Origin of the sequence: Nocardioides proteolyticus (genome assembly GCF_051280635.3) — a bacterium.
GTDB lineage: Bacteria > Actinomycetota > Actinomycetes > Propionibacteriales > Nocardioidaceae > Nocardioides.
The window spans coordinates 21372-43290 of the sequence record NZ_JBNBPO030000032.1; the positions used below are offsets into that span (position 1 = coordinate 21372).

18 protein-coding genes are annotated in these 21919 nt (G+C 72.6%); 9 read left to right on the plus strand and 9 right to left on the minus strand.

Translation table 11 applies throughout. The features are described from left to right. Nucleotides 1-12: 12 nt before the first annotated feature. A complete protein-coding gene (glgP, locus tag ACPOLA_RS16845; protein WP_435771659.1) occupies nt 13-2604 on the minus strand; it encodes an alpha-glucan family phosphorylase in 2592 nt (863 codons plus the stop codon). Between the two features lie 154 nt (nt 2605-2758). Here glgP and ACPOLA_RS16850 point away from each other — a divergent pair, with 154 nt between their 5' ends. The 5 genes from ACPOLA_RS16850 (at nt 2759) to ACPOLA_RS16870 (ending at nt 9612) form a co-directional block, all read left to right on the plus strand. After that, nucleotides 2759-3985: a molybdopterin molybdotransferase MoeA gene (locus ACPOLA_RS16850; protein ID WP_435771660.1), complete on the plus strand. Its 1227-nt coding sequence runs from the start codon at nt 2759-2761 to the stop codon at nt 3983-3985. Nucleotides 3986-4046: 61 nt separating this feature from the next. After that, nucleotides 4047-6068: an alpha-1,4-glucan--maltose-1-phosphate maltosyltransferase gene (locus tag ACPOLA_RS16855; RefSeq protein WP_435771661.1), complete on the plus strand. Its 2022-nt coding sequence runs from the start codon at nt 4047-4049 to the stop codon at nt 6066-6068. Continuing rightward, nucleotides 6065-7795 (plus strand): maltose alpha-D-glucosyltransferase, encoded by a 1731-nt coding sequence (gene treS, locus ACPOLA_RS16860; protein WP_435771662.1) that lies wholly within the window; start codon nt 6065-6067, stop codon nt 7793-7795. The genes ACPOLA_RS16855 and treS overlap by 4 nt, the downstream gene beginning before the upstream one ends. Then, nucleotides 7795-9180 carry a maltokinase N-terminal cap-like domain-containing protein gene (locus tag ACPOLA_RS16865; protein ID WP_435771663.1) on the plus strand — a complete coding sequence of 462 codons (1386 nt, stop codon included), beginning with the start codon at nt 7795-7797 and terminating at the stop codon, nt 9178-9180. Before treS ends, ACPOLA_RS16865 begins: the two co-directional genes overlap by 1 nt. Nucleotides 9181-9243: 63 nt before the next feature. Continuing rightward, nucleotides 9244-9612: a hypothetical protein gene (locus ACPOLA_RS16870; RefSeq protein ID WP_435771664.1), complete on the plus strand. Its 369-nt coding sequence runs from the start codon at nt 9244-9246 to the stop codon at nt 9610-9612. Nucleotides 9613-9634: 22 nt separating this feature from the next. On the opposite strand, the gene ACPOLA_RS16875 is transcribed toward ACPOLA_RS16870, so the two are convergent. After that, on the minus strand, nt 9635-11002 hold the full coding sequence (locus ACPOLA_RS16875; RefSeq protein ID WP_435771665.1) for a GntP family permease: 1368 nt from the start codon (nt 11000-11002) through the stop codon (nt 9635-9637). 129 nt (nt 11003-11131) lie between these two features. Between ACPOLA_RS16875 and glgB the strand changes: the two genes are divergently transcribed. Together glgB and ACPOLA_RS16885 are read left to right on the plus strand one after the other, a co-directional pair. Further along, nucleotides 11132-13093: a 1,4-alpha-glucan branching protein GlgB gene (gene glgB, locus ACPOLA_RS16880; protein ID WP_435771666.1), complete on the plus strand. Its 1962-nt coding sequence runs from the start codon at nt 11132-11134 to the stop codon at nt 13091-13093. Nucleotides 13094-13148: 55 nt separating this feature from the next. Further along, entirely contained in the window at nt 13149-13925 is a 777-nt protein-coding gene (locus ACPOLA_RS16885) for an NUDIX domain-containing protein (protein WP_435771667.1), read from the plus strand. Here the strand turns inward: ACPOLA_RS16885 and ACPOLA_RS16890 are convergent. Next, nucleotides 13849-14784, minus strand: a complete 936-nt coding sequence (locus ACPOLA_RS16890) for an EamA family transporter (RefSeq protein WP_435771668.1) — start codon at nt 14782-14784, stop codon at nt 13849-13851. The two genes, ACPOLA_RS16885 and ACPOLA_RS16890, sit on opposite strands and share 77 nt — an antisense overlap. A 73-nt stretch (nt 14785-14857) precedes the next feature. On the opposite strand from ACPOLA_RS16890, the gene ACPOLA_RS16895 reads away from it, so the two are divergent. Continuing rightward, complete coding sequence (locus tag ACPOLA_RS16895; protein WP_435771669.1) at nt 14858-15757, plus strand: LysR family transcriptional regulator; 900 nt, start codon at nt 14858-14860, stop codon at nt 15755-15757. A gap of 12 nt (nt 15758-15769) precedes the next feature. Here the strand turns inward: ACPOLA_RS16895 and ACPOLA_RS16900 are convergent, their stop codons facing one another. The 5 genes from ACPOLA_RS16900 to ACPOLA_RS16920 all read right to left on the minus strand — a co-directional run bounded on the left by ACPOLA_RS16900 (nt 15770) and on the right by ACPOLA_RS16920 (nt 19779). Then, nucleotides 15770-16519 carry an EI24 domain-containing protein gene (locus tag ACPOLA_RS16900; protein ID WP_435771670.1) on the minus strand — a complete coding sequence of 250 codons (750 nt, stop codon included), beginning with the start codon at nt 16517-16519 and terminating at the stop codon, nt 15770-15772. A gap of 2 nt (nt 16520-16521) precedes the next feature. Next, nucleotides 16522-17490, minus strand: coding sequence for a co-chaperone YbbN (locus ACPOLA_RS16905; protein WP_435771671.1), 969 nt, complete (start codon nt 17488-17490; stop codon nt 16522-16524). Between the two features lie 46 nt (nt 17491-17536). Further along, nucleotides 17537-18055 (minus strand): PH domain-containing protein, encoded by a 519-nt coding sequence (locus tag ACPOLA_RS16910; RefSeq protein WP_435771676.1) that lies wholly within the window; start codon nt 18053-18055, stop codon nt 17537-17539. 22 nt (nt 18056-18077) lie between these two features. Further along, on the minus strand, nt 18078-18248 hold the full coding sequence (locus ACPOLA_RS16915; protein ID WP_435771672.1) for a hypothetical protein: 171 nt from the start codon (nt 18246-18248) through the stop codon (nt 18078-18080). Between the two features lie 115 nt (nt 18249-18363). Next, nucleotides 18364-19779: a M1 family metallopeptidase gene (locus tag ACPOLA_RS16920; protein ID WP_435771673.1), complete on the minus strand. Its 1416-nt coding sequence runs from the start codon at nt 19777-19779 to the stop codon at nt 18364-18366. A gap of 166 nt (nt 19780-19945) precedes the next feature. On the opposite strand from ACPOLA_RS16920, the gene ACPOLA_RS16925 reads away from it, so the two are divergent. Further along, nucleotides 19946-20809 (plus strand): serine protein kinase RIO, encoded by an 864-nt coding sequence (locus tag ACPOLA_RS16925; RefSeq protein ID WP_435771674.1) that lies wholly within the window; start codon nt 19946-19948, stop codon nt 20807-20809. Between the two features lie 32 nt (nt 20810-20841). Here ACPOLA_RS16925 and metX read toward each other — a convergent pair whose 3' ends face one another. Beyond that, a complete protein-coding gene (metX, locus tag ACPOLA_RS16930) occupies nt 20842-21876 on the minus strand; it encodes a homoserine O-acetyltransferase MetX (RefSeq protein ID WP_435771677.1) in 1035 nt (344 codons plus the stop codon). Between the last annotated feature and the right edge of the window lie 43 nt (nt 21877-21919).

A 21919-nucleotide genomic window follows, 5' to 3' on the forward strand; every position in this document is an offset into this window, starting at 1 on the left:
GCGCCGCGGCGCTCAGGCCGACGTGACGACCCCGAGCTCGGCGGGCGCGACCAGCAGCGGGTGGGTCGGCACCACCCGCACGGTGTAGCCGAACGGACCGGACCGCCCGAGCGCCACCTCGCCGTCGAAACGGTGCCGCCCGCCGTCGTACGACTCGGCGAACGTCAGCGGGGTCACCGTGCTGTCGACGATGACGTCCTCGGCGTCGACCCGGCCGTGCACCAGCTGCACCTGCACGTCGCTTGGAGCCAGCTCCCCCAGGGCGACGTGGCACCGCACCGTCATCACCGTGCCGACCTCGACCGCGTCGCCGAAGCCCTCCGTCTCGACGTGCTCCACGCGCACGTCGGTCCAGCGGGAGCGCACCCGGCTCTTCCACGCCGCCAGGTCGCGCGGCGCCGCCTCGTCGGCGGCCAGGGCGCGGGCGTTGCGCGCGGCCGGCGCATAGAGCTGGTCGACGTAGTCGCGCACCATCCGGCTCGCGAGCACCTTCGGGCCGAGCGAGGACCAGGTGTGGCGCAGCATCTCCACCCAGCGGACGGGCACGCCCTCGTCGTCGCGGTCGTAGAAGCGGGGCGCGACCTCGGTCTCGATCAGGTCGTAGAGCGCGGCGGCCTCGAGGTCGTCACGCTTGTCCGGGTCGTCCACGCCGTCGGCGGACGGGATCGGCCAGCCGAACTCCGGCTCGTACCACTCGTCCCACCAGCCGTCGAGGATGGAGAGGTTGAGGCCACCGTTGAGAGCGGCCTTCATGCCCGAGGTGCCGCAGGCCTCATAGGGGCGCAGCGGGTTGTTCAGCCACACGTCGCAGCCGGGATACAGCGGCTGGGCGAGGGCGATGTCGTAGTTGGGCAGGAACACGATCCGGTGGCGGACGTCGTGGGCGTCGGCGAACCGGACGAGCTCCTGGATCAGGCGCTTGCCGCCGTCGTCGGCCGGATGCGCCTTCCCCGCGACGACCAGCTGGACCGGCCGGTCCGGGTGCAGCAGCAGCGCCCGGAGCCGGTCGGGGTCGCGCAGCATCAGCGTCAGCCGCTTGTACGACGGCACCCGACGCGCGAAGCCGATGGTCAGCACGTCCGGGTCGAGCGCACCGTCGACCCACGCCATCTCGGTGGCCGTGGCGCCGCGCTTCTCGCACGAGCGCCGCAGGCGCCGCCGGGCGTCGTCGACCAGCCGCTGCCGCAGCACCCGCTTCGTCGACCAGACCTCCGTCGCGGGCACCTTGTCGAAGGCCGCCCAGAACGCCTCGGCGTCGTCGCCCTCCGGGTCGGCCCCCTGGGCGGCGGCCAGGCCGATCACCTCGTCGGCCACCCAGGTCGGGGCGTGCACGCCGTTGGTGATCGACGTGATCGGCACCTCGGCCTCGTCGAACGCCGGCCACAGGCCGTTGAACATGCCCCGGCTCACGTGACCGTGCAGCTGCGACACCCCGTTGGCGCGCTGGGCGAGCCGGAAGCCCATCACCGCCATGTTGAACACCGAGGGGTCACCGCCGTCGTAGTCCTCGGCTCCGAGGTCGAGCACCCGGTCGCACGGCACGCCGGGAGTGGCGCCCCGGTCGCCGAAGTACTGCTCGACGAGCGTGCGCGGGAACCGGTCGATGCCGGCCGGCACCGGCGTGTGGGTGGTGAACACCGTCGAGGCGCGGCCGACCTCCACCGCGGTGGCGAAGTCGAGCTGCGGCCCCGACGGGTCGGCGGTCAGCTCCCGGATCCGCTCCACGCCGAGGAACCCGGCGTGACCCTCGTTGGTGTGGAAGACCTCCGGCTCCGGCGCGCCGGTGATGCGGGAGTAGGCACGCAGGGCCCGCACCCCGCCCACACCGAGCAGCAGCTCCTGGCGCAGCCGGTGCTCGGTGTTGCCGCCGTAGAGCCGGTCGGTGATCTGGGCGTAGTGGTCGGGGTTGCCCTCGACGTCGGTGTCGAGCAGGAGCAGCGGCACCCGGCCCACCGAGGCCACCCAGATCCGGGCGAGCAGGTCGGGCCCGTCGGGCATCCGGATCGCGATGGTGGCCCGCGCGCCGTCCCGCTCGAGGAGGGGCGAGAGGGGCAGTCCGTCGGGGTCGAGCACGGGGTAGGTCTCCACCTGCCAGCCCTCGTGGGAGAGGGCCTGCTTGAAGTAGCCGTGGCGGTAGAGCAGGCCGACGCCGACGATCGGGACGCCGAGGTCGCTCGCCGCCTTCAGGTGGTCGCCGGCCAGGATGCCGAGGCCGCCGGAGTACTGCGGCAGCACGGCGGTGATGCCGAACTCCGGTGAGAAGTAGGCGATCGACCGCGGCCAGGTCGCGTCCGGCCGCTCGGCCTGCGCCCGCTGGTACCACCGGTCCTCCGAGAGGTACGACGCGAGGTCGGCCCGCACCGCGGCGACCCGCTGGACGAAGGACTCGTCGGTGGCCAGCTGCTCCCACCGGTCCGCGGGCACCTCGCCGAGGAGCCGCACCGGGTCGCGGCCGGTGCTCTGCCACAGATCGGGGTCGGCGGCGTGGAACAGGTCCTGGGTGGCGCGGTCCCACGACCATCGGAGGTTGGCGGCGAGCTCACCGAGAGCGGCGAGGGGCGCCGGGAGGACAGGACGGACCGTGAATCGCCGGATCGCACGCATGGCGTCGACGGTAGCCAACCCCGCTTGAACGTTCCAAGGTCGTCGCGATGACGCTGCCGTAACGACCCGCGGTGGGTGGCGTTGAGCGGTGCAGGCGGACGAGGCGGAGTCATGGGGGCCGCCTCGTCCGCCCCACGTCCTAGGGTGAGAGCCGATGAGCACCTCTGCCCTCCGCTCGGTCGCCGAGCACCAGCGCCACGTCGCCGCACTCGTCGCGCCGAGCGGCCCGCTCGGCACCGAGCGCATCCGGTCGGCGGACGCGCGCGGCCGCGTGCTGGCGGTCGCCGTGACGGCCGAGGAGCCGCTCCCCTCCTTCGCCAACTCCGCGATGGACGGCTACGCCGTCCGGGCCGCCGACGTCGCCGGCGCCGCCGAGCACGCCCCGGTCCGGCTGCCCGTCGCCGGCGACGTCCCTGCCGGGGCGCCCGTCGCCCGGCTCGAGCCGCGGACCGCGCTGCGGATCATGACGGGCGCGCCGCTGCCCGACGGCGCCGACGCGGTCGTCGAGGTCGAGGCCACCGACGGCGGCACCGGGACGGTGGAGATCCGCGCGGCGCGCGAGGCGGGCCGCTTCGTGCGAGCCGCCGGCAGCGACGTCGCCGTCGGCCAGGAGGTGGTGACCTCGGGCACCGTGCTGGGCCCGGCCCAGGTCGGGGTGCTGGCCGCGCTCGGGGTCGCGGAGGTCGTGGTGCACCGGCGCCCCCGGGTGCTCGTCTGCTCCACCGGCTCGGAGCTGGCGGAGCATCCCGAGCCCGGGTCCGGCAAGATCCGCGACGCCAACGGCGCGCTGCTCGCGGCGGCGGTGGAGGAGGCCGGCGGTGCCGCCGTACGCCGGCTGTGGGTGGCCGACGACGTGCCGGCCTTCCTCGAGCTGCTGGAGCGCGAGCTGGCCGGTGGCGACGTCGACCTGGTGCTCACCTCCGGCGGGGTCAGCGCCGGTGCCTACGAGGTCGTCAAGGACGGTCTCGGACCGCGCGGCGTGGAGTTCGTGAAGGTCGGGATGCAGCCCGGCATGCCCCAGGGGTCGGGGCGCTTCGCGGGGGTTCCCGTGGTCTGCCTGCCGGGCAACCCGGTGAGCGCGCTGACGTCGTTCGAGGTCTTCGTGCGTCCCGCCCTGCGCCGGGCCCTCGGCCACCCCCGTCCCGATCGGCCGGTGGTGCGGGCCGCGCTGACCGAGCCCCTGACGCCGCTGGGGGGCAAGCGGCAGCTCCGGCGCGCCCGCCTGGACCGCCGGGCCGGGACCGTGCAGCCCTGGGGCCCGCCCGGCTCGAGCTTCCTCGGCTGGTTCGCCGGCGCCGACGCGCTGATCGACCTCCCGGCGGACGGCGAGCCGCTCGCCGCCGGCGCCCGGGTCGACGTCTGGGACCTCACCAGCGGCTGAGGCACCCCGGTCGAGCGGCTGGTCCTTGCGTGCCCTTGAACCGCCCCTGTTGGGTGGGGGCATGGTCGGACGCATCCCCGTGATCGACGTGATGCCCCTCGTCGAAGCCGGTCCGTCGCACGGACGCCTGCCTGCGAAGGCGAGCGTCGGCGAGCCGTTCCCCATCAGCGCGACCGTGTTCCGGGAGGGGCACGACAAGCTCGGCGCCGAGGCCGTGCTGGTCGCGCCCGACGGAAGCCGTCGCCCGCCGGTGCGGATGACGATGCTGCCGGCCGCCGACCGGCACACCGTCGACCGCTACCAGGCGTGGGTAACCGCGGACAAGGTCGGCGACTGGGCGTTCGAGGTGCACGCCTGGTCCGACCCGGTCGCGACGTGGCAGCACGCCGCCGGCATCAAGATCCGCGCCGGCGTGGACGTGGAGCTGATGTTCGCCGAGGGCCGCCTGCTCCTCGAGCGGATCGTCGCGGCGGGCGACCTGACACCCGACGAGCTCGGCGTCGTGCGCGCGGCGGTGGCCGCCGTCGACGACACCGACCGGCCGGTCGCCGCCCGGCTCGCCCAGCTCGAGTCGCCGGACCTCCAGGCCGTGCTCCTCGCGCACCCACTGCGCGACCTGCTCAGCGTCGAGGGGCCCTTCCCCGTCTTCGTCGACCGGCCCCGGGCGCTCTTCGGCAGCTGGTACGAGCTCTTCCCGCGGTCGGAGGGCGCCCACGTCGACCCCAAGACCGGCGAGGTGGTCAGCGGGACCTTCCGCACCGCGGCCGAGCGGCTCCCGGCCGTGGCCCGGATGGGCTTCGACGTGGTCTACCTCCCGCCGATCCACCCGATCGGCGAGGTCAACCGCAAGGGACCCAACAACGCGGTGCTCCCCGAGGGCGAGACGGCACCGCCGGAGTGGACCGGCTCCCCGTGGGCGATCGGCAGCAGGCTCGGCGGCCACGACGCCGTCCACCCCGACCTCGGCACGATCGACGACTTCGACCACTTCGTGGCCACGGCCCAGGAGCACGGGCTGGAGGTGGCACTCGACCTCGCCCTGCAGTGCGCGCCCGACCACCCCTGGGTCAGCGAGCACCCGGAGTGGTTCACCACCCGCGCGGACGGCTCGATCGCCTTCGCCGAGAACCCCCCGAAGAAGTACCAGGACATCTACCCGCTGAACTTCGACAACGACCCCGAGGGGCTCGCCAACGAGGTGCTGCGGGTGGTGCGCCACTGGATGGACCACGGGGTCCGGATCTTCCGCGTCGACAACCCCCACACCAAGCCGGTGGCCTTCTGGCAGTGGCTGCTCGCGGAGGTGCGTCGTACCGACCCCGACGTGCTGTTCCTCTCCGAGGCGTTCACCAAGCCGCCCATGCTGCAGACCCTGGGCGCCGTCGGGTTCCACCAGTCCTACACCTACTTCACGTGGCGCACCGAGAAGCCCGACGTCGAGGCCTACCTGCGCGAGGTGTCCACCGAGTCCGCCCACCGGGTGCGGCCGAACTTCTTCGTGAACACCCCCGACATCCTGCACGAGTTCCTGCAGTACGGCGGCCCGGCGGCCTTCAAGATCCGCGCGGTGCTCGCCGCGATGTCGTCGCCGAGCTGGGGCATGTACGCCGGCTACGAGCTCTACGAGCACGTCGCGGTGCGGCCCGGCAGCGAGGAGTACCTCGACTCGGAGAAGTACCAGATCCGGATCCGCGACTGGTCGACGCAGAACTCGCTGGCGCCGTACGTCACCCGGCTCAACACGCTGCGTCGCGGGCACCCGGCCCTGCAGCTGCTCCGCAACCTCACCGTCCACGAGACCGACGAGGACCACGTCGTCTGCTTCAGCAAGGTGGCCACCGGCAGCGGCGCGCCGGCCGGCCCGACCGACCGCGTGATCGTCGTGCTCAACCTCGACCCCCACCAGGTCCGGGAGACGATGGTGCACATCGACCTCGCCGCGCTCGGCCTCCCGCCGGGCAGCTCCTTCACCGTGCACGACGAGCTCAGCGGCGCGGAGTGGACCTGGGGCGAGCACAACTACGTGAGACTCGACCCGCAGGAGGAACCTGCCCACGTGCTGGTCGTGAAGGGGGTCCGATGACCGAGCTGTCGTCAGCGTCGTCGGCCCGCCGCGACTCGATCGTCCTCAACAGCGAGCCGGAGTGGTACCGCACCGCGGTGTTCTACGAGGTGCTGGTCCGGTCGTTCCGCGACTCCAACGCCGACGGCACCGGCGACTTCAAGGGGCTGACGGAGAAGCTCGACTACCTCGAGTGGCTGGGCGTGGACTGCCTGTGGGTGCCGCCGTTCTTCACCTCGCCGCTGCGCGACGGCGGCTACGACGTCAGCGACTACACCGGCATCCTCCCCGAGTGCGGCACCGTCGACGACTTCCAGGAGTTCCTCGACGAGGCCCACAAGCGCGGCATCCGCGTCATCGTCGACTTCGTCATGAACCACACCAGCGACCAGCACCCGTGGTTCCAGGCGTCGCGCACCGACCCCGACGGGCCCTACGGCGACTTCTACGTCTGGTCCGACACCGACGAGCTCTACCAGGACGCGCGGATCATCTTCGTCGACACCGAGCCCTCCAACTGGACCTGGGACCCGGTGCGCGGGCAGTACTACTGGCACCGGTTCTTCCACCACCAGCCGGACCTCAACTTCGACAACCCCAAGGTCCACGAGGCGATCCTGGACGCGCTCAAGTTCTGGCTCGACATGGGTCTCGACGGCTTCCGCCTCGACGCGGTGCCCTACCTCTACGAGCGGCCGGGCACGAACGGCGAGAACCTGCCCGAGACCCACGACTTCCTTCGCAAGGTCCGCAAGTACGTCGACGACAACTTCCCCGGGCGCGTGCTGCTCGCCGAGGCCAACCAGTGGCCGGCCGACGTGGTCGACTACTTCGGCAAGGGCGACGAGTGCCACATGTGCTTCCACTTCCCGGTGATGCCGCGCATCTTCATGGCGGTGCGGCGAGAGTCGCGGTTCCCGATCTCGGAGATCCTCGATCAGACCCCGGAGATCCCCGACGGGTGCCAGTGGGGCATCTTCCTGCGCAACCACGACGAGCTGACCCTGGAGATGGTCACCGACGAGGACCGCGACTACATGTGGGGCGAGTACGCCAAGGACCCCCGGATGAAGGCCAACATCGGCATCCGGAGGCGGCTGGCTCCCCTGCTGGACAACGACACGAACCAGATCGAGCTGTTCACCGCCCTGCTGCTGTCGCTGCCCGGCTCACCCGTCCTGTACTACGGCGACGAGATCGGGATGGGCGACAACATCTGGCTCGGTGACCGCGACGGCGTGCGGACCCCCATGCAGTGGACGCCCGACCGCAACGCCGGCTTCTCCTCGGCGACCCCCGGCAAGCTGCACCTGCCGACCATCCAGGACCCGGTCTACGGCTACCAGAGCGTGAACGTCGAGGCGGAGCTGGAGAACCCGTCGTCGCTGCTGCACTGGACCCGCCGGATGATCCACATCCGGCGCAAGCACCAGGCGTTCGGCCTGGGCACCTTCGCCGACCTCGGTGGCTCCAACCCGACCGTGCTCAGCTACGTCCGGGCCTGCGGCGGGCCCGACCGGCCCGGTGAGGACGACGACGTGATCCTCTGCGTCAACAACCTCTCCCGGTTCCCCCAGCCCGTCGAGCTCGACCTGCGGCGCTGGGAGGGCCGGGTGCCGGTGGAGCTGCTCGGCGGCGTGCCGTTCCCGCGCATCGGCGAGCTCCCCTACCTGCTGACCCTGAGCGGGCACGGCTTCTACTGGTTCCGCCTGACCGATCCCGAGACGACGGGGAGGCCTGTCCTGTGATGGCTGACACCGACGATGCGCACACCTTCCCCGCCCTGCGGGAGTACCTCGGCCGGGCCCGCTGGTTCGGCGGCAAGGGCCGCTCCTTCGACGTCACCCGCGTCCAGCGGCTCGGTGTCGTCGGTCCCGCCGACGCGACGGAGCCACGGGTCGTCGTCCAGCTGGTGGAGGTGACCTACGACGAGCCCGGCGGTCCGGAGACCGAGCTCTACCAGGTGCCCCTCGCGCTCTATCGCGACCCGCAGGAGCGCCTCGACCATGCCTCGGTCGGCCGCTGGGAGGACCCCGAGCTCGGTGACGTGATCGCCTACGACGCGCCCAGCGACCGCGAGGCGATGGCGCGCTACCTCGCGTCGTTCGGCGGCGCCGACCACGACGGGGCTCTCGCCTTCCGCCTGGTCGAGGGCAGCGAGCTCGACCTCACCGCCCCGGGCACCCTCTTCAGCGGCGAGCAGTCCAACTCCTCGATCCTGTTCGGGGAGGACGCGGTGATGAAGATCTTCCGGAAGCTGACGCCGGGCGAGAACCCCGACATCACCACCCACCAGGTGCTCACCGAGGCCGGATCCACGCACGTCGCGCATCTCTACGGCTGGATCGAGAGCGGCGACCTGCACCTGGCGATGCTCCAGCAGTTCCTGCGCACCGCGAGCGACGGCTGGGACCTGGCGCTCGCCAGCGTTCGCGACCTCTTCGCGGAGGCCGACCTGCACGCCGAGGAGGTCGGCGGCGACTTCGCCGGCGAGTCGGCCCGACTCGGCGAGGCGCTGCGCGAGGTGCACGAGCAGCTTCGCGCGTCCTTCCCGACCGCCACCATCGGGGCCGGCGACGTCGCCGACACGATGACCCGGCGGCTGCACGAGGCGATCGAGATCGTTCCCGACCTCGAGCAATACGCCGACGGCGCCCGCGCCGTGTTCGACGCCATGCGCGGTCTGGGCGAGATCCCGGTGCAGCGCGTGCACGGCGACCTCCACCTCGGTCAGACCCTGCGCACGGTGGCGGGCTGGAAGCTCGTGGACTTCGAGGGCGAGCCGGCGAAGCCCCTCGCCGAGCGGCTGCTGCCCGACAGCCCGTGGCGCGACGTCGCCGGGATGACCCGCTCCTTCGACTACGCGCCCCACGCCGTGGCGGAGTCGATGCCCGAGGACGACGAGGACGTCATCCACCAGCGGGCCCACCGCGCCGACGAGTGGGCACGGCGCAACCGCAAGGCGTTCCTGGCGTCGTACTGCGGCGAGGGCGGGCTGACCGACGAGGACCGGACGCTGCTGACGGCGTACGTCCTGGACAAGGCGGTCTACGAGTGCGTCTACGAGGCGCGCAACCGGCCCACCTGGCTGCCCATCCCGCTGGCTGCCTTCGGCCGGCTGACCGAGAGCTGATCTGCACCGGACCTGCACGGTTCGTGCGCCCGTCCTGCGCACTCGGGCGCCTAGCGTTGCTGCATGAGCACTGCGAAGACCTACTACGGCCTCGGCGTGCTGGTGGCGCTGGGCACCGTGTTCGTGATCCTCTTCGGGATCGCCGCGCTCGGCATCGTGGGGGACGGCGGTCCGCCCGACCTGCTCTACGTCGGCGCACTGGTCGTCGGGCTGGTCGGCGCCGGCATCGCCCGGTTCCGCGCAGGCGGGATGACGCTCGCCCTCGCTGCCGCCGCTGGGTGCACCATCCTCGCCGCGGTGGTGGCCGTCGGGGCCGGGCTGCACGACGACGCGCCGGCCACCGACGTGTTCTGGCTGAGCGGCGGGTTCGCCGCGATGTTCGGCCTCTCCGCGTGGCTCTTCTCGCGGGCCGAGGCCGTCCGGCCTGGCTGACCCGCGGGCCGCTCCCCCGGGCTCAGACCACCGCTGCGACCAGGCTCGCCACCAGGACCAGCGGCAGCGAGACCACGGCGCCGAGCGAGGTCGCCATGGTCAGGGTCTTCAGGCTGCCCTTGGTGGAGAGGTCGAGGAGCGTGCTGAACATCCAGAAGAAGTTGCTGTTGACGTGGAGCGCGAACATCGCGCCGGACGCGATGGCGAGCGCGATCACGACCGGGTCCACGCCCAGCGACCCGACGATCGGCGAGATGATGCCGGCCGCCGTGATCGCGCCCACCGAGACCGAGCCGATCGCGAAGTGCAGCACCGCGGCGATCAGCCAGGCCAGCAGGATGCTGATGATCACCGGCGCGCTCTCGTCCACCGAGAACAGGTCCTCCAGCGTCTTGTCCATGCCGCTCTCGGCGATGACGGCCCCGAGCGACCCGCCGACGCCGGTGACGAGGAGGATCTCGCCCGTGGTGCGGAAGCCGGTGGTGAGCACCGCGCCCACACCGTCGGCGCCGAGCGACGGGCGGACCATGAGGAACGCGACCAGCAGGCCCACGAAGAGGGCGATGTTGGCGTCGCCGAGGAAGGCCACCACCGGGTTGGAGAGCTCCGCGACGCCGGCGATCGCACCGGTCGCGATCAGCACCAGGGGCACCAGGATGGGCAGCAGGCGCACCCACAGCGGCCACCGCGCCGCGCCTTCGGCCACGGGCAGCTCCTCGGCCGCCTCCTCGACGTCCCCCGCGTCGACGACCGCGTCGGGGTCGAGGTCGGACTCCTCCTTCCAGTAGCCGCGGCCGAGCAGCAGCCGGAACAGGGCGGTGGTGATCAGCGCGGTCGCGAGACCGATCGGCAGCCCGTAGAGCAGGTAGGTGCCCAGCGGCACGTCCATCAGACCCGCGATCGCGACCGCGGCGAGCCCCGGGACCACGAAGACGTAGCCGGCGAAGATCCCGATCGCCATCGCTCCGGCGAGCCACGGGAGCCCGTGGCGGCGGTGCACCACCGGTGCCGACTCCTTCGCCATGGGTGCGGCGAGCACGACCTGCACGTCGACGTAGATGGAGGGGAAGATCGTCGAGAGCGTGCCGGCCATGGCGTACGGCAGGTGGCGACCGACCCGTCGCGCCAGGACGTCGACCAGCGCCCGGAACGTGCCCATCGCGTGCAGCAACGCCCCGATCAGCACGCCGAACCCGATGAGCAGGCCCACCTCGGCCATGATCTCGCCGAACCCGCCGGTGATCTGGGCGACGGTGTCCTCGGCTCCGAGGCCGGTCGCGAGGCCGAGGTAGACGCAGGCGAGCAGCAGGGAGATCACCGGGTCGACCTTGAACCTGATGATGAGCAGGATCGCGCCCAGGATCGCGATCGCCGAGTGCAGGATCTCCATGACGTGCTCCGTTCTCGCCGCCGGCCGTCGCCCCACGCTAGGGGAAACCGCCGCGCGACGGTATGCCGACCCGGGCCGCGCGGGTCGCGGCCCGTGGGCTGCCGCGGATCTCTCGTTACACTCCGAAAGATGCCGCCCGTGAAGAGCAGCACGTTTCCGTCCACCCTCGGCGAGATGGACCTCCACCTCGTCAGCGAGGGCCGCCACGAGCAGCTGTGGCAGGTGCTCGGCGCCCAGGTGCGCACCCTTCCCGACCCGTCGACCGGCAAGCCCGTCTCCGGCACGTCGTTCGTCGTCTGGGCGCCCAACGCCCGGCGGGTCAGCGTGATCGGAGACTTCAACGCCTGGGACGGCAACGCCCACGCCCTGCGCCTCCTTGGCGACGCGGGCCTGTGGGAGACGTTCGTGCCCGGCGTGGGCTCGGGCGCTCACTACAAGTTCCTGGTCGAGGGGGCCGACGGCGTCTGGCGCGAGAAGGCGGACCCGATGGCGGCCTGGGCTGAGGCCCCGCCGGCCACCGCGTCCCGGGTCTTCGCCTCCGAGCACACCTGGGGCGACGCCGACTGGCTCGAGCAGCGCGCGAAGCGGCAGCCGGTCAACGAGCCGATGGCCACCTACGAGCTGCACCTCGGCTCGTGGAAGCGTCATCCCGACGGCTCATTCTGGTCCTACGACGAGCTCGCCGCCGACCTCCCGCAGTACCTCGCCGACCTCGGCTTCACCCACGTCGAGCTGATGCCGGTGATGCAGCACCCCTTCGGCGGCTCCTGGGGCTACCACGTCACGTCGTACTTCGCGCCCGACGCGCGCTTCGGCGACCCCGACGGCTTCCGCCGGCTCGTCGACGCGCTGCACCAGGCCGGCATCGCCGTGATCCTGGACTGGGTGCCCGGACACTTCGCCACCGACGAGTGGGCGCTGGTCCGCTTCGACGGCACCGCGCTCTACGAGCACCCCGACCCGCAGCGGGGCTGGCACCCGGAGTGGGGCTCCCACATCTTCAACTTCGGCCGCTACGAGGTGAAGAACTTCCTCGTCGCCAACGCGCTCTACTGGCTCGAGGAGTTCCACGTCGACGGCCTCCGCGTCGACGGCGTCGCGTCGATGCTCTACCTCGACTACGGCCGCAACGACGGCGAGTGGACGCCCAACCAGCACGGCGGCCACGAGCACCTCGAGGCCGTGCAGTTCCTCCAGGAGCTCAACGCCACCGCCTACAAGCGCTACCCGGGCATCGTCACCATCGCCGAGGAGTCCACGGCGTGGCCCGGCGTCACCGGCGTGACGTCCGGAGGCGGGCTCGGCTTCGGCTTCAAGTGGAACATGGGCTGGATGCACGACACCCTGCGCTACCTGGAGCACGACCCGATCCACCGCTCCTACCACCACGGCGAGATGTCGTTCTCGCTGGTCTACGCGTTCTCCGAGAACTACGTCCTGCCGCTCAGCCACGACGAGGTCGTGCACGGCAAGGGCTCCCTCGTGCGGAAGATGCCCGGCGACCGGTGGCAGCAGCTGGCGACCCTGCGCGCCTATCTCGCCTACATGTGGGCCCATCCCGGCAAGCAGCTGCTGATGATGGGCTGCGAGTTCGCCCAGGAGTCGGAGTGGGCCGAGGCCCGCGAGCTCGACTGGTGGCTGCTTCAGAAGCCCGACCACCGCGGCATGCAGGACTTCGTGCGCGACCTCAACCACCGCTACGTCGAGATCCCGGCCCTGTGGCGGCTCGACAACGACCCGGTCGGGTTCCAGTGGATCGACGCCCAGGACGCCGGGCACAACGTCTTCTCGTTCGTGCGCCGCGCCCCCGGCGAGCCCGACCTGGTCTGCGTGACGAACTTCGCCGCGGTCCCCCACGACGGCTACCGCCTCGGCCTTCCGGCCGCAGGCAACTGGAGCGAGGTGCTCAACACCGACGCCACCGGCTACGGCGGCAGCGGCGTCGGCAACCTCGGCACGGTCCGGGCCGCCGCCGCCGGACCGCTCGAGGCCAACGCCCCCGGCGGCAGCCCCGCCTACGCCGAGGTGGTCGTGCCGCCGCTGGCGACGATCTGGCTGCGTGCGCCGGTCACCGCTCCAGGCACCGACTGACGTGCCGGCCGCGACGACACCGAGGAGCGGCAGCACCGCTCGCTAGGGTTGCCACGTGCCCGAGCAGCCGCAGATCAGCCGCACCACGGTCGACGACGGGACCGTGCGGGTCGCGTGGGGCCCCGAGCTCACCGCCCGCGGATGGCAGGCCGCCGTCGACGTCGTACGACGCGAGGTCGCCGAGGCGCTGACCGACCACGAGCGGGTGGAGGTCAAGGTCCCTGCGGACGACCCCGACGCCCAGCGGATCGCGACCTGGTCGGGCCTGCGCCGCGAGGGGGTGCAGCGCGGCCGGGCCGGCGACGTGGTGGTCTACGCCCGGCTCGTCGACGACGTGCCGGTGCACGAGCCGGGCGGGTTCCGCGCGCTGCTCAACTCCTTCCTGCCCCGCAAGCGCGGGATCAGCCAGATGCTGGTCCGCGACGCCGACGGCGCCGACGCCCGGGTGCTGATGTGCCAGCTGACCTACAAGACCGACTGGGACCTCCCCGGCGGGGTGGTGGAGGTCGGCGAGTCGCCGCGGGTCGCCGTCTCCCGAGAGGTGGAGGAGGAGCTGGGCCTGCAGATCGACGCCGGCCGGCTGGTGCTCACCGACTGGCTGCCCCCGTGGGGCGGCTGGGACGACGCGCTCTGCCTCGTCTTCGACGGCGGGGTGCACCCCCCCTCGATCGCCGACCAGGTGGTGCCGCAGGCACGGGAGATCCGGACCGCGGAGTTCCTCACCCTGGCGCAGGTGGCCGAGCGCGCCGCCGACTTCACCGCGCGGCGGGTTCGGGCTGCGCTGGCGAGCCTGGCCGGCGACGGCCCGGCGTATACGGAGTCGGGACGCTGACCGCGGCTCGGCCCGGGCGCTGGGCGACCAGGACACCGAGCACCAGCACCGACCCGCCGACCAGCTCGCCGGCCGTCGGCGTCTCGCCCAGCAGCGCCCACGCGGAGCCGATCGCGACCGGCGGCACCAGCAGGATCCACGGCACCACCGCGGCGGAGGGGTTGCGCGACAGCAGCGCGTTGAAGGTGCCGTAGCCCACGAGGGAGGCCAGCACCGCGGTGTAGAGCGTGGAGACCGCCGCCTTCCACCCGAACGCCTCGATCCCGGCGGCCAGCACCCCCGGGCCGTCCAGCACGACCGAGAGGACGACCAGCGGCACCGGCACGACGAGGGCCGACCACACCGTGAGGGAGAGCCCGCCGGTCGCGCCGGAGGACCGCGAGAGCACGTTGCCGACCGCCCACATCAGCGCCGCGGTCAGGCAGAGCAGCAGCGCGACCAACGGGACGTGGCCGCCGCGCCCCACCGCCACCACCGCCAGCCCGGCGACGCCGAGCACGACGCCCACCGCCTGGGCACGGGTGGGGCGCTCGCGCAGCGCGACGGACGCGATCACGATGGTCAGCACGACCTGGGCCTGGAGCACGAGCCCCGCCAGCCCGGGCGGCATCCCGGCGTCCATGGCGACGTACAGGAAGGCGAACTGCCCCAGCGACATGAAGGCACCGACCAGCAGGATGGTCCGCCACGCGATGGGCGGCCGCGGCAGCAGGAACACCGCGGGCACCAGCACCGCGAGGAACCGGGCGGCGAGGAAGAGCAGGGGCGGCACGTCACCCATGCCCCAGTCGATGACGACGAAGTTGAAGCCCCAGACGGCGGCGACGAGGGCGGCCAGGGCCTGGTCACGACGACTCACCGGACCAGCATCGGGCTCGGCCACCGTGAAGCACCAGCGAATAGACGTGCACGTCTCGATGTAGTGTCGCTTCATGATCGATCTTGACGCGCTCGCCGGCGTCGGGGCGGTCCCCACCCACGGGTCGGTGGTCGCCGCCGCGGCGGCGACCGGGTTCACGCCGAGCGCCGTCTCCCAGCAGGTCAAGCGCCTGGAGCGCCAGACCGGCGTGCCGCTGCTGGAGCGGGTGGGCCGCGGCGTGATGCTCACCAGCCACGGCCGACACCTGGTGGACGCCGGCGAGCAGGTGCTCGCCCGTCTCGAGGAGCTCGAGACCGGGCTCCAGGCCCGCGCGGGCGTGGTCGGCGGGCGGCTCCGGCTCGCCGTCTTCTCCACCGCCCTGCGCGGTGTCGTGGCGCCCGTCGCCCGCGCGCTGCGTGACGCCCATCCCGACCTCACCCTGGTGCTGCAGGAGCGCGAGCCGTGGGACGTCGTCGACCTGGTGTCCACCGGGCAGGTCGAGATCGGCATCGTGCACCGCTGGGGCGGCGTGCCACTGGCCGTGCCGGACCACGTGGTCAGCACGCCGCTCGGCGGCGACGTGGCCGACCTGATCGTGCACCGGACGGACCCGCTCGCCGCGCGCAGCACGGTGACCCCGCACGACCTCCTCGACGTCGAGTGGATCGCCACCCCCGAGGACACGATCTGCCGCCAGTGGCTGTCGCGGATGTACGACGGCACGGGCCGGCCGCCCCGGGTGGCGCACGTGTCCGGTGAGTTCGAGTCGCACCTCGCCCTCGTCGCCGCCGGGCTGGGCGTCGCGCTCATCCCGCGCATGGGACGCGCGCCGCTCGGCGACGACCTGGTCGCCGTACCGGTGCGGGAGCCGGAGCCGGTGCGGCTGGTCGACGCGCTGCACCGCCGGACGATGACCGACTCCCCCGCCGTGCGGGTGGTGCTCGACGCCTTCCGCCGGGTCGAGATGGGGTAGGCCGCTGGGCGGCTAGGCCGCCGCGCCCTCGAGCGCCTCGCGCGCCAGGTAGGTCGCCCCGGCCACTGCGGCGGGCATCACCAGGATCCCGCCGAGGGGCACCAGGAAGCAGGCCTGGACGCAGACGCCGAAGCCCAGCAGCGCGCCGCGGTGCCGGCGCATCAGGGCGGCGCGGGCGGCGCGGTCCATGCCCCGGGCCTCGAGCGGTCGGGAGACGAGCTCGCCGGCGAGGAGCCGGCCCGAGACGACCAGGCCCAGCGTGGCGCCCAGGATCGTGCCGACCAGGGGCAGCAGGCCCAGCACGAACACCACCACCGCCATGGCGATGCCGAGCCCCACCAGCGCCAGTCCGTCGAGCGCGCCGCGGAGCCAGCCGACGCCCTTGTCGGGCACCTCGCCTCCGAGTGAGAGCTCGACCTCTTTCCAGATCCGCTCGTAGAACGGGTCGCCGACGGCGAGGGTGAGGCCGGTGAAGGTGACGATCGCCAGCATCACGGCGCCGGCCAGCACGACCAGCAGCAGCGCGATCCGGAACACCGACCGGACCGTGTCGCTCCAGTCGTCGGCGAACGGCGTGGCCCAGGCGATCACGTCGTCGGCGAAGACGAGCAGGACGACCAGCAGCGCCACCACGAGCAGGGCGACGATCGCCGCAGGCACGATGCCGAGCAGCATGAGGCGTGGCCGCTCGCGCCACAGCCGGAGCCCGCGGAGGAGGAAGCCCGCGCCGCGCCCGAAGCCCATCCGCCCGACGGCGTCCACCGCTAGAAGAGGGCCGAGGCGAGGGCCTGCCGGCCCTTGAGCACGCGCGGGTCCTCGTTGCCGACGGCGGCGAACAGCCCGACGAGGTGCTCGCGTGCCCGGTCGCGGTCCTTCCCCGACGAGCGACGGACCAGCTCCACCAGCCGGGCGAACGCGTCCTCGACGTGGCCGCCGAGCATGTCGAGGTCGGCGACGAGCGTCTGGGCGTCGACGTCGTCGGGGTTGGCGGCCGCTTCGGCACGGGCGGCGTTGAGGTCGACCCCCTGGGTGCGCTGGAGGACCTTCGCCATGGCCAGTCCGGCGGCGGCCTCGTGGTCGGCGGGGTTGGCGTCGACGAGCTTCTGGTACTCCCCGACGGCGCCATCGATGTCGCCTGCGGCCAGCGCGTCCTGCGCCGGCGCGTAGCGCGGGTCGACCTCGTCCTCGGCGCCCTCGCCCTCGGCGGCAGCGGCCCCACCGAACGCGTTCGGCTGGTGCCGCCCGGCGATCCCCTGGGCGGTGAGCTGCTGGGCCAGCTGGTTGAACAGGGCGCGGAGGTCGTCGATCGGGGCCGCGCCGGGGATGGGCTGCGTCGCGGGCCGGCCGTCGAGGATGACGAGCATCAGCGGCACCTGCGGGATCTGCATCGCCTGGGCGATCTGCGGCACGGCGTCGACGTCGACGGTCGCGGCGAGGAACCGGCCGTCGTACTCGTCGGCGACCTGGGCCACGTCGCGGGCGAGCTGGTCGCTCTCGGGCGAGCGCGACGGCGAGTGGAAGACGAGGACGACCGGTGCGGTCATCGACGCCTCGAGCACCGTCTGGAAGTTCGCCTCGTCGACCGCGACGGAGTACGCCGACCCGCCACCTCCGAACGGCGCGCCCCCCGACGGAGCGGCACCCCCGGGGCGCCCCGCCGGCTGCTGCGGTGCCGGGCGCTTGAGCGCGGAGAGGTCGATCGCACCGGGACGGGAGAACGGCTGCTGCGTCATGCGGCCAATCCTACGAACGCCAGACCGCTGACCGGCGGCTGCCCGCTCAGTTCGGCACGCGCGGGCCGCGCAGCCCGGAGCGCTGGACCACGCGCTGGATCGCCAGGTCGCGCTCGTCGGCCCGGCCGACGTAGCGGATGTCGCGCAGGCCCTGCTCCTGGGCGGCGGACTCGAAGCAGAAGTGCCCGAAACCCAGCAGCCGGCCGTGCAGCGGCTTCCTGACCGAGATGTCGAGGATCCGGCTCAGCGGCATGGTGGCCAGGTGCTGCGACAGCACGCCGTGGACGCGGAAGACCCGCATGTTGGTGATCACGAAGCGGTCGCGCTGCTCGCGCAGGGTGCACCAGGCGGCGTGGAGCAGCAGGGCGAAGCCGGCGACGAGGAACAGCCAGGCGATCTGCACGCTGACCATGGTGCTGAGCACCAGCTTCGCGACGCCGAGCACCGTCGTGACGGCGGGGCGGAGGTAGACGAACCAGTGGTGCTTCACCTCGTCGACGATCACCTCCCCCTCCTCACGGAGCAGGTGCTTGGCCACGCCGGGGTCGCCGAGCCGGCTCAGCATCCCCACGACTCGCTCCGCGCCGTCAGTCCAGGGCGCCGACGAAGTCGATGATCCCGCCGAAGGCCTGCGTCGTGAGGTCCCAGCCCTCGGTGGCGACGGTCTTCGTCGTCGACGCGAGTCCGTTGGGGTCGGTGAACATCCAGAAGCCGAGGAAAACGATCGCCACGACACCGATGAGCTTCTGGGCGTCCATGCGGGTGGTCTCCATCCTGGTCCGGGCGTGCCCCCGAGGGCACAGGTCAGCACTTTGGTACCAAACGTCCCACCGGTCCCGGTGGAGGCGCGCGGGTCCGGCCGACCGGAACAGGTCAGCAGTCGCGGTCGAGCCCGTTCGCGTCGGTCGCCTCCGGCGGCCGCCCCCCGTCGAGCCAGGCGGCGAAGAACGAGTCCAGGTCCTGGCCGGAGACGTCCTCGGCGAGCGCCCGGAAGTCCGCGACGCCCGCGTTGCCGTCGTGGTTGTCGCGGGCCCAGGTCCGCAGCAGCTGTCTCATCGGCACCGCTCCGATCCGGTTGCGGAGCGCCGCCAGCACCATCGCGCCACGGTCGTAGACCGCGGTGTGGAAGATCCGGGACGCGCCGGGGTCGGTGAGGTCGACCCGCCAGAACCCAGCGTCGGGCGCGGTGCACCACGCGCCGTACATCCCGCGCAGCCAGCGCTCCACGGACGGGCCGCCGTGGCTGGCGGCGTAGAGCGCCTCGGCGTAGGTCGCGAAGCCCTCGTTGATCCAGATGTCGCGCCACCGCTCGACCGAGACGCTGTCGCCGAACCACTGGTGCGCGACCTCGTGCACGATCACGCCCGGATAGATCCAGGAGCCGTAGGTGGGCCGCGTCTGGTTCTCCAGGGCGAAGCCCACCGGCAACGAGGTCACCACGCCGCCGGTGGAGTCGAACGGGTACTCCCCGAACTGGCGCTGCAGCCAGTCGGTGATCCCGGCCGTACGGCGCAGCATGCGCACCGCTCGGGAGCGCTCGCCGGCGGGGAGCCGCTTCGACACCGCGTTGTAGTAGCGGTGTCCGGCGGCGCTGCGACCGGTCTCCACGACGAAGTCGCCCGCGGCGAAGAACGCCAGGTACGTCGTCATCGGGTCCGACATCCGCCAGTGGGTCGTCTGGCGGCGCGGCCCGACCTTGCGCGAGACCAGGCGGCCGTTGCTGACGACCTGCTTGCCGCGCGGCACGTTGACCCGGATGTCGAAGCGGGCCTTGTCGCTCGGGTGGTCGTTGGAGGGGAACCACCACGGCGCCATGTGCGGCTGGTTCATGGTGACCACCTCGTGGCGGTCCGCCAGCCAGCTGCGCTCGCCGGCATAGCTGATCGGCGCGGGCCGCCCGCGGTAGCGCACCACGACGGTGAACAGCTCGCCCTCGGGGATGGCCCGGCCCGGGACGACGCGCAGCTCGTGGCGGTTGGGCTTGCTGAACCGGGCGCGGCGACCGTCGACGCTGACCGCGCGCACCGGGAGCAGCAGGTCGAGGGAGAAGCTGCGCAGCTCGGCCGTCGCCTTCAGCCGGACCTTCGTGCGACCGCTCAGCACCTTGTCCTCGAAGTCGTAGGCGACCCGGACGTCGTAGTGGCGCGCCTCGGTGCCCCCGTTGCCGTCGAGCGGCCAGTAGCCGTCGGGCCCCCTGGTCGAGCCGGCGGCCGGATCTGCCGCCGTCGCGCCGGCGAGCCCAGGCGCGAGCAGCAGCAACAGCACCACGAGCAGGGTCCATCGACGCACGAGCCACCCTAACCCGCAAATCGGTTGCGCGGTGCGGAGAACGCGACGACGCTGGCACCGCCAACCCCCGCGCCGGCGCGGGGCCGTCGAGAGGAGCGTGACATGTCGATCGCTGTCACCGGCCTGCCCGCAGACCGATCCCTCTCGACCCACAGGAGCACCCGCATTGTTCCCGGAGGACCTCTCCGCCCCCGCACCATCCGCTGACGACCTCGATCCCCGGTTCGTCTTCGACTTCACGGCCTACGACGACCTCGCCGAGGGTCAGCGCTGGTCCACCTGGCTCGACGTCGAGCCGCTCTCCCGCGGTCCCGAGCCGCGCCCGGACTGGGTGGTCACCTCCCAGGGCGCGGTCGACACCGACCTGGGCATCCTGAAGACCGGCAAGGAGGCCGACGTCTTCCTGCTCGACCGCACCGACCCGCACGATCCGGCGCAGTCCGTCGTGATGGCCGCGAAGCGCTACCGCTCCACGGAGCACCGCACGTTCCACCGCTCGGCGACCTACACCGAGGGCCGGAGCACCCGCAGGTCCCGCGACGAGCGGGCGCTGAAGCGCAAGAGCATCTTCGGCCGCGAGGTCGCCGCGGCGGAGTGGGCGGTGTCGGAGTGGACGGCGCTCAACCGGTGCTGGCGGCTCGGGCTGCCGGTCCCCTATCCCGTGCAGATCGACGGCACCGAGCTCCTGATGGAGTGGATCACCGTCGACGGGGAGACCGCGCCCCGCCTGGCGCAGACCCGTCCGGACGCGCAGGTGCTGGCGTCGTACTTCGACCAGCTGCGGGAGGCGATGCTGGGCCTCGCGCAGGCGGGGCTGGTCCACGGGGACCTGTCGCCCTACAACATCCTCGCCGCGGGCCCGCGGCTCGTGGTCATCGACCTGCCCCAGCTGGTCGACCTGGTCGGCAACGCGCAGGGCTTCGACTTCCTCCTCCGCGACTGCACCAACGTCTGCAGCTGGTTCCAGCGGCGCGGCCTGGACGTGGACCCCCAGGACCTGTTCGCGGAGCTGGTGGCGCAGGCCCTGTGACCGGCCCGGTGACCAGGCCCGGTGACCGCCGGTCAGTCGGCCAGGAACTCCGCGACCAGCTCGTGGTAGCCGGGGGGCTCGAGCAGGAAGGAGTCGTGCCCCCACGGTGAGGCGACCTCGGTGTGGTCGACCGGCACACCGCGCTCGGCGAGCCGGTCGCGGATCCGCACCGAGTGGGCCGTGGGGAAGCGCCAGTCGGTGTCGAAGGAGACCAGGCGGAAGCGGGTCGCGGGCGCCGCGTCCGGATGGTCGCCGAACGGGTCGAAGTAGTCCATCGACCGGGTGAGGTAGAGGTAGGACAGCGCGTCGAAGCGCTCCAGGAAGCTCCGCCCCTGGTGCTGCAGGTAGTGCTCGACCTCGAAGTCTGCGTCCAGCCGCGGTGCCCCGTCCGGCTCCCGCCGGCGGTGGCCGAACTTGCCCACGAGCGACGTCTCGGAGACGTAGGTGATGTGCGCCATCATCCGCGCCACCTTCAGCCCGTGCCGGGGCGCCACCCCGTGGTCGAAGTAGCGGCCGCCGCGGAAGTCGGGGTCCTCGAGGATCGCCGCCCGGGCGACGGCCGAGAAGGCGATGTTCTCCGTGGTCAACCGGGAGCTCGCCGCGACCAGCACCGCGCGCTCGATCCGCTCCGGCTCCTCGAGGGCCCACTGCAGCACCTGCATGCCCCCGAGCGACCCGCCCACGGCGGCGTGCAGCCGGTCGATGCCCAGGTGGTCGAGGAGCAGCCGATGGGTCGCCACCAGGTCGGCGATCGTCAGCACCGGGAAGTCGAGGCCGTAGCGGCGCCCGGTCCGGGGGTCGACCGAGAGCGGACCGGTCGTGCCGGAGCACCCGCCGAGGAGGTTGGCGCAGACGACGTGGAAGCGGTCGGTGTCGAGCGGCTTGCCGGGGCCGATCAGGTTGTCCCACCAGCCGCGCCTCTTCGCGCCGAGGTGCATCCCGGCGGCGTGGGCGTCGCCGGTCAGCGCGTGGCAGACGAGCACCGCGTTGTTGCGACGGTCGTTGAGCTCGCCGTAGGTCTCGTAGGCGATCTCCACGCCGGGCAGGGTCGCACCGCTCCGCAGCACCAGCGGGGGGGGGGGGGGGGCGGGCGCGGCCCCGCGGGGGGGG